Annotated in this window: 6 protein-coding genes and 1 pseudogene; 4 read left to right on the top strand and 3 right to left on the bottom strand. The window is 52.7% G+C overall.

What is annotated here, in order from left to right:
* Positions 1-353 precede the first annotated feature (353 nt).
* Positions 354-746: an ArsR/SmtB family transcription factor gene (locus tag AD948_RS18920; RefSeq protein ID WP_082782232.1), complete on the bottom strand. Its 393-nt coding sequence runs from the start codon at positions 744-746 to the stop codon at positions 354-356.
* Between the two features lie 149 nt (positions 747-895).
* On the opposite strand from AD948_RS18920, the gene AD948_RS00855 reads away from it, so the two are divergent.
* From AD948_RS00855 to AD948_RS00840, 4 genes are read left to right on the top strand one after another with little or no spacing between them, the layout of a single operon-like run.
* Complete coding sequence (locus tag AD948_RS00855) at positions 896-1,741, top strand: ABC transporter substrate-binding protein (RefSeq protein WP_061470296.1); 846 nt, start codon at positions 896-898, stop codon at positions 1,739-1,741.
* A 36-nt stretch (positions 1,742-1,777) separates the two neighbouring features.
* On the top strand, positions 1,778-2,905 hold the full coding sequence (locus AD948_RS00850; RefSeq protein ID WP_061470294.1) for an LLM class flavin-dependent oxidoreductase: 1,128 nt from the start codon (positions 1,778-1,780) through the stop codon (positions 2,903-2,905).
* 34 nt (positions 2,906-2,939) lie between these two features.
* Positions 2,940-5,357, top strand: a complete 2,418-nt coding sequence (locus AD948_RS00845; protein ID WP_082782231.1) for a TonB-dependent receptor — start codon at positions 2,940-2,942, stop codon at positions 5,355-5,357.
* A 20-nt stretch (positions 5,358-5,377) separates the two neighbouring features.
* Positions 5,378-6,601: an MFS transporter gene (locus AD948_RS00840; protein ID WP_061470292.1), complete on the top strand. Its 1,224-nt coding sequence runs from the start codon at positions 5,378-5,380 to the stop codon at positions 6,599-6,601.
* A gap of 206 nt (positions 6,602-6,807) precedes the next feature.
* On the opposite strand, the pseudogene AD948_RS00835 reads toward AD948_RS00840, so the two are convergent.
* Positions 6,808-7,122, bottom strand: a pseudogene (locus tag AD948_RS00835) (transposase); the annotation flags it as partial.
* 152 nt (positions 7,123-7,274) lie between these two features.
* A partial coding sequence (locus AD948_RS00830) for a transposase (protein WP_156478874.1) occupies positions 7,275-7,751 on the bottom strand: 477 nt, incomplete at its 5' end.

Below are 7,751 nucleotides of genomic sequence, written 5' to 3'. Positions count from 1 at the left end.
AAGGTGTTGCGACGACCGGTTGAATCCGCCCACTCTTTACATCAACGATTTCTACAACCCGCAGAGGCTGCATTCCACACTCCAATGGAAAAGTCCTCTGGATCATGAGCGCAATGCCGCTTAACAGATAACCCATGGTCCGGAACTAAACCGGGACACGTCCATCCTGATCGTATTGCGTGAAAGTGCCGTCAACCATCTGTTCGTGCAGGCGGTTCTGTTCGCTATCGCGCGAGCATTCTAAGGCGAGACCTTCCTCTCAGCCGTGCAGTTCGCCTTAATCATTATTCTACCTAACTGACGACACGCTGTAGGTTCAAAATGAATTATTACGATTATCGATTGATACCGAGCTACATTATTTCCAGATCAGAGAGTTGAGTTTCAACATGTAAGCTCGTTGCTTCCTGAGCTGTAGTTTTGGAATCGATAAGACGCGCATGAGCAGGGACAAGATCTGGCCACATGGATCGGAGTGAAAGGATAACGGCGCGGGCGCGCTGATCCGAGACACCGTAGACGACGTACTTGGCCTGCCTTCTACCTTTAATAATTCCGGCGTTCCGAAGCACACCAACCTGTTGCGAAAGGGTGGGCTGATGAATGTCCAGACATCGTTCGATCTCGGAGACCGATCGCTCCCCCTCAACAAGCAGACAAGCAATAGCCAACCGGGTCGGATTACCAAGAACCCTCAGAATACTGCTTGCTGCAGCGACATCTCGACAGAGCACGGACAACACCATGTCTCCCTTATACAGCGTTTAAGACGAAAGGTAGAGAAAAATCAGGATAATCCACTTTTAATTATAGTGGTTATAGTTAAAAACGAATCTTCTTGCGCATTCTTTTTAATTATATCATTATATATATCAATATAGTGAAAGAGGCTCAAGTGTCACTCAAAATTGGCGTACATAATGCAAACCTACATCTGTTTCTCGCGTCCCGTTGGCCTGGCCTGTTCAATGGAATCGCAGTCGAATTCGTGCATTATGACGATGGCCGTGAGAGCGCCCGCTTCCTGAAGCGTGGTGAGATTGACATCTGTGGGACCGGATCGACGCCCCCGATCATTGCTCAGGCCAACGGCGATGAGGTTGAATACATCGCGGCATCAGCGCGTCGGCCACATAATGGTGCCCTGGTGACGACACCTGCATCGGATATTGCAGACGTTCGGGAACTCCAGGGGGCGAAGATCGCATTGGTTGACGGCTCGTTCCATACCTACCTACTGGCACGTCTGCTGGATGGGGTGGGACTTTCTCTGCGAGACGTGCAGCGCGTTGAACTTTCGCCATCCGCATCCCTTACTCACCTTCTGGACGGAAAGGTGGATGCATGGATTGCAATGTCTCCATTGCTTGAAAAGGCAACATCCCAAAAGGTCGTCAAGGTCATTGCCGAGTGTGGTGACAAAATTCCCAATCGCTCCGTCTTCTGGACGATCAGGAATCGAAAGCTTTCCCCATCACAGAAGGAAGACGTTCTTTCTCGCCTGGCAACTCTCGAGCGGGAAATCAGCGCTGATCCAGAAAGAGCAGCACGCATCCTGACGGACGCCCGCACAGAACATGTCGATCTGAACACCTGGTCGACAGCCATCGCTGCACGGGACTGGAGCATACACGCAGCTGATCGGGAAATTGCCGAAGAACAACAGGAAGAAGCGGACACCCTTCTGCGTCATGGCGACCTCGCTCGGGAAATTACAGTAATGGACGCCATACGGCTCTGAGTGGACCCTAAACATCTTCCATGGAGAAGAAATGACATGAAAATTTTTGGATATATGTGCGCGCCTGACGGAGCTTATCCTTGGCGTCAGGATGGTACACGTAAGGTAGATCTTGGATATTATCGTCAGTTGGCGTCAGCCTACGATCAACTCGGATATACCGGCGCGCTTTTTGCGACCGGCGCGCATGATGTCTGGGCACTGGGAGGAGCGCTGGCGTCTTTCACCGACCGTCTAAAATTCCTGATTGCCATTCACCCAGGGCTGATTCCTCCGACCCTCCTCGGAAAAATGGCTGCATCATTACAGGAATTTACGAAGGGGCGTGTGCTGCTAAACATTGTCTCAGGCACTACAGAGATGCTGGAGACTTACGGACTTCATCTCCCTCATGGCGAACGCTACGCCATGGCGGACGAATATCTTTCCATATGGCATAGGCTGATGGAAGGTGAGGCCGTGACGTATGAAGGTCGTTATATCTCTCTCAAGAACGCGAAGCTGGCCCTCCCAATCGGAAAGACGATCCCTGCGCCGCCCCTGTATTTCGGCGGTTCATCGGATGCCGCGATCGATGTCGCCGCACGCCATGTCCATACCTATCTGTCGTGGGGGGAAACGCCAGACCAACTCGCTGAAAAGCATGCCCGCGTTCAGGAACGGGCCAAGAGTTATGGTCGGGAACTCTCATTCGGAGTCCGTCTCTATGTCATCGTGAGACGCACCGACAACGAAGCGTGGGATGCCGCCAATGACCTATATGCTCATATGGATGCGGACAGCGTGGCGGCTAATCAGCGGATGATCAATAATACCGATTCTGTTGGCCAGAAACGCATGGCGGCGCTGCATCAAGGCAAAAAACCCGAAAATCTTCGGGATCTTGAAATAGCCCCGAATCTTTGGTCGGGCATTGGTCTCGTGCGCCCCGGACCTGGGACTGCGATCGTAGGGTCGCCAGATACGGTCCTGCGCACGTTGGAGGCGTATCGAAAAGCCGGTATCGAAACGTTCATTCTCTCAGGAATGCCCCTGCTCGAGGAAGCCTACCGCTTCGGCGAACTGGTCATGCCACGTCTTCCCGTCGAAAGCGCAACGTCGACGCCGATCAACCAGAACCTTACCTGGTCCACTCTCTTCGATCGTGATCAGCAGAGCCCATAAATTCGAGCTTCGCCGCCATCCAAGGATTTTTTGCATGTCTCATCCGCGCTTCACAGTTCGTCGTTATCTGACGCATGCTTATCGACTTGCCCTTTTCGGTAGCACACTGCTTGCATACCCTGTTGTAGAATCGAGTGCTGCTTCTCAGTCATCTGAGGGGAAAAGACTCTCGTCATCTTCTGCCCACCGTTCTAATCCGAAACATGCTACTTCCGCTGACAGCAACACGCGATCGCGCGATGAAACGCTCACAGTCGTTGCCCAGCGCAGACGGCAAAATCCGCAAACAGTGCCGGTTTCTTTGTCGGTCATCGGCGGTGATCAGATTCTGCGCGATGCCCAGTTACAACGAACCAGCGACATTGCAAAGCTTGTTCCCAATCTGCAGGGCGCCGCGACCGAAGGCCCTGAACGCCCTCGCTGGTTCATGCGGGGAATTGGCACGAACAGCACTAACGCGAATACTGTCAATCCTGTCGGAGTTTATTACGACGAGGTCTATATCGCCAATGTTTATAATCAGGGCTTCCCCCTGTTCGATCTGGCACAGACCGAGATTCTTCGTGGACCACAGGGAACGTTGTGGGGAAAGAACGCCAATGGCGGTGCCATTAACCTGATTTCTCAGGCACCAACATTCAAACGTCAGGGCTATGCCAAGTTCGGCTATGGAAGTTTCAACCATTCTCAGGAACAGGCCGCGATTGGTGGTACGATCATCCCCGACAAGGTGGCCGGACGTTTTGCCTTCTATGCGGATAATAGCGATGGCTGGCAGAAAAACATTACGGACGGGAAAAAACTTGGGGGCGGCCTGGACACGGCAGCGCGGGGGCAGTTGCTCATCCGGGCAACGCCTGATCTCAATATTACATTGAATGGCCATTACAGACGGTTTGATGGGTCTGTATATCCACAACAATACGCAGCGGATCTGTCGAAGAGTGGTTTTGGTAATCCGGCAACTGTGTATATTCCGGGCTATAACTCGCCATCAACTGTTCCAAAATTGGCGTATGATGAGGTCAATACATATCGCGCTCAGCAATTCGTTCAGGAAACGGGCGGGTTCGTCAAGGCTGTTTGGTCCCAGCCACATTTTACACTGACTTCGATCTCCGCTGCTGAGGGAAACCGTCGCAACCAGAGCGAAGCATACCCTATGATTGCGTTGCCTGCCGGGCAGATACCTTACAACGCATCTTACAATACTGGCGACTACTGGCAGGCAACACAGGAGATTCGTATTGCCTCTCATGGTACCCGTCGGTGGACTTGGCAAGCCGGTCTTTTCGGTATGCTTGAGCATCTCGACAGTATCGGTGCGAATGCCTATTACCATACACCCGTAACAGCCAATGGCCAGGCGCTTTCTTTTTCCGTTCCGCCGTATTCTCGGGATCATTATGATCAAAATTGGCAAAACGGTTCAGCATTTGCCAGCGCTACCTATAACCCAACATCGCGTCTTCACATCACCGGCGGATTGCGGTGGTCAATTGAGCGGATCGGCATCACGAACGCCTATGACGCAGTCCCACTGACCGGAAGTGCTGGAGCTTATGGAAATTCTCTTGCCTCACTACCTGCGGGGGCAACGAGGATACTGACCCAGAAAGAGCATAATACCTATCGGAACTGGAACTCTGATTTTACGATCCAATATGACATAACGCGCCAGGCAATGGTGTATTTCCGTTTTGCTTCGGGGAAAATGCCGGGAAATTACAGTTTTACGGGATATAGCAGGGTTCCGGGCACATCTTTTTCTGCCCAGCAATTGACATCCGTGAATCCGGAAACCATCGATTCTTTCGAATTGGGGGCCAAGACGCAATTCTGGGATCATCGGTTGACCCTGAATGCCGATGTATTTCGCTATAACTATGCGAACGCATTGGTTAACGTTCCGACCAATATTGGAAGAGGCATCACGACCATTGTTTTTCGCAATGCCGGCGCGGCCCGTATTCAGGGCGCAGAAGTGGAAGCAGCGTTGCGTCCGGTCGCCGGCCTGAAGCTCGGTGCTAATCTGGGGCTGCTGGACACGCGCTATACATCGCAGAGTGAATACGGAGACGGCATCCTCGGGGCGCAGATCCCGCGTTCTCCCCATGTCAGCTTGTCAGGATATGCCGATTATGACATCGAGCTTCCCCATGGTGATCTCATTCTGGGAAGCGACTTTCAGTACTATTCAAAACAGTACTTTTATCCGTCGGTCTCCTCTCAAAAGTCAGATTCGTTGCTGAGCCAGGGGAAATACGCTCTTTGGAATGCTCATCTCACATGGTTCCCGCAGAACAATCATCATCTTTCCTTTGATGTATCCGTTCTGAATTTGCAGAACAGCCATTACAAGTCTCTGGCAATTACCCCGATCAACGGCCTGTCTTCTCTTACGCTCGGACAGCCGCGTAGTTTCTTTCTTCAGGCAATGTATCGCTTTTGAATTTTAGAGGACACTGGCTTATGACTGACAGAGCATTGTCCCCGTTCCATCGATCCGCCATGTGTGGGATGGCGGTGGGAATGTTTATGCTGAGTTATGGCGATCGTGCTGTCCTGTCGGTCAGTATGCCTCTCATTGCCCATGAATTTAATCTAGGGGCGGCCCAGACCGGATGGGTTCTTTCGAGTTTTCTTTGGTCCTACGTGATACTGACGTTCCCTGTCTCTTTATTGGTCGATCGTTATCCGACCAGGGCGGTGGGAGTGGCCGCTCTTCTGATCTGGTCGGTCGCCATGTTTATGGGAGGTTTGTCTGCTACTCTTTTTGTCTTCCTCATGAGTCGTATTCTGTTGGGTATCGGCGAATCTCCCACATTCCCGCTGGCCAACCGGATTGTCCGCCAATGGTCTCAGGAGCAACACAGGGGAGTGGTCCTGACAGTGTTAGTTTGCTCCAGCCAGATCGGGCTTGCTTTCGGACTTCTGGGAAGTGGCTGGCTGTCTGGCTGGACCGGCTGGCGAAGTGCGTTCTTGGCCTATGGTGCGCTCAGTATCGTCATGGCCGTATGCTGGAGGTCTATCTTTCCCGCTGAAGCCGCCAAAAGAATGAAATGGAGTGATGGTCGCTCGCTTCTCAATCTTCTTACTCAACGCACGTTCTGGGGACTTTTGTCCCCTGGTGCGGCCGGACAATACGCAAATTTCCTGATGATGTCATGGTTCCCAACATATTTGCATCGCACGTTCCATTTGCAGACCTTTGAAACGGGCTTGGATGCAAGCATCTGTTACGTAGTAGCCGCCGTTTTTTCGGTCGTGCTCGGAAAAGTAGCGGAAAAGATTTCCCTCACCTTTTTGCCGAAACAGATACTGGCACCCAGACGTCTTGTTGTGGCGGTGCTGCTTCTGGGATCTTCGGTGATTGGCATCCTTCCGTTTCTACATTCGGTATGGTTGGTTTTAGTTTGTGTTTCAGTAGTAATAGGTTTGATTATGGCCGCGTTGGGCGCCAACACGGCGCTTGGCTCCGATCTTCTGGTAGACGGTACCCGAATTGGGTCAGTCACTGGGTTCGGAATGATTTTCGGCAATGGTGTCGGGTTTCTTGCGCCAGTGATAACCGGGTACCTTGTACATTTGACCGGGACATTCTCTAGCGCTTTCTATTTGGCTGCGTTCGTTCTCGTTGCCGGCGCCACTTTGGCAACACTTCTTCCACGGCAGCCTCTTCAGCTTACCAAATGACGTGGGGGGGGGGCGAATAAACGTTGATTGATTTCCCTTTTACCTGATTTCAGGTTTTTGGCGAGTTGATTGCTGGTTCCTAAACGTGATTTTCGTTCTGCGATTTGAGCAGAGCCAGAAAGATTCATCATCAATCCAACCCGTCAAATCCCGGGACCAAACAGCTAGAGCATAATCCGATCAGTCGTAATACCAACCGTTGATTGCTATAACCTATGAGCCCAATCGCGCAGCCAGATTGACATGATGCGCCATGGTTGGTCGACGAGCTGGTTCCAGGCATGGCAGGCGATATCCACGATATCGTCATAGGTTTTGAATATCCTGTTTGACAGCCATGTATTGCGAAGGAACTGCCAGAGATTTTCCACCGGGTTCAGTTCAGGAGCCCTGGGAGGCAGCGGGAGGATGGTGATGTTCCCAGGCACCTCCAGTTTCTGACTGGTGTGCCAGGCGGCCTGATCCACAACGAGGACGGCGTGAGCGTCCCGTGCGACTGTGCGTGAAATCTCCGCGAGATGGAGCTGGAGACCCGCAAAAACCGGGTAATTTCTGGTGAAGTGGGCTGGCCTGATGACGTCGAGGTTGCAGGGCGCACCACGGGGCATCGTTCGGGCTGATTTCTATGATGTCCGGCGTTGATTCCGCCGGTTTTGCCGACTTGCAGACAGAGTCAGCCTGCGGTTTCTAGGCGCTCGTGGAAGATCAGCCGATTGAAGTTGTAGGCCAGGTTGCAAAGGGTCAGTTTCGCCTCAGCGCGGGCGAGACCGATGGTGCGGATGAACAGGTTGAACCGGTTTTTCTGATGCGCGAAGACATGCTCAACATGCGCACGGATCGAGGATTTGGCGGCATTGGCCCGCGCGGTTGCCTTCGACATCGGCTTGCCCATGGGTTTACGCCGATGAATACGGGACGTGAGCATCTGGTCCGACAGCCACTTCTCGTTGCGCCTGGATCGATAGGCACTGTCTGCCCAGACCTCGGAACTGGTATTGTTCGTGCTGACGACCTGCCGGAGAAGACGCCCGTCCGCCGCTGACGCCGAAGTCACCGCCATGCCTCGGATGAAGCCGAAGCGTCGGTCGATGCTGATGTGGGATTTGTAGCCGAAGACCGGCAGGGCGATCATGGGGAGCGGCGTCCCATC

It is taken from the genome of Acetobacter senegalensis (genome assembly GCF_001580995.1).
GTDB classification, from domain to species: Bacteria; Pseudomonadota; Alphaproteobacteria; order Acetobacterales; family Acetobacteraceae; genus Acetobacter; species Acetobacter senegalensis.
Note: the sequence above shows the minus strand (reverse complement) of the source record. Positions and strands in the feature narration are given on the sequence as shown.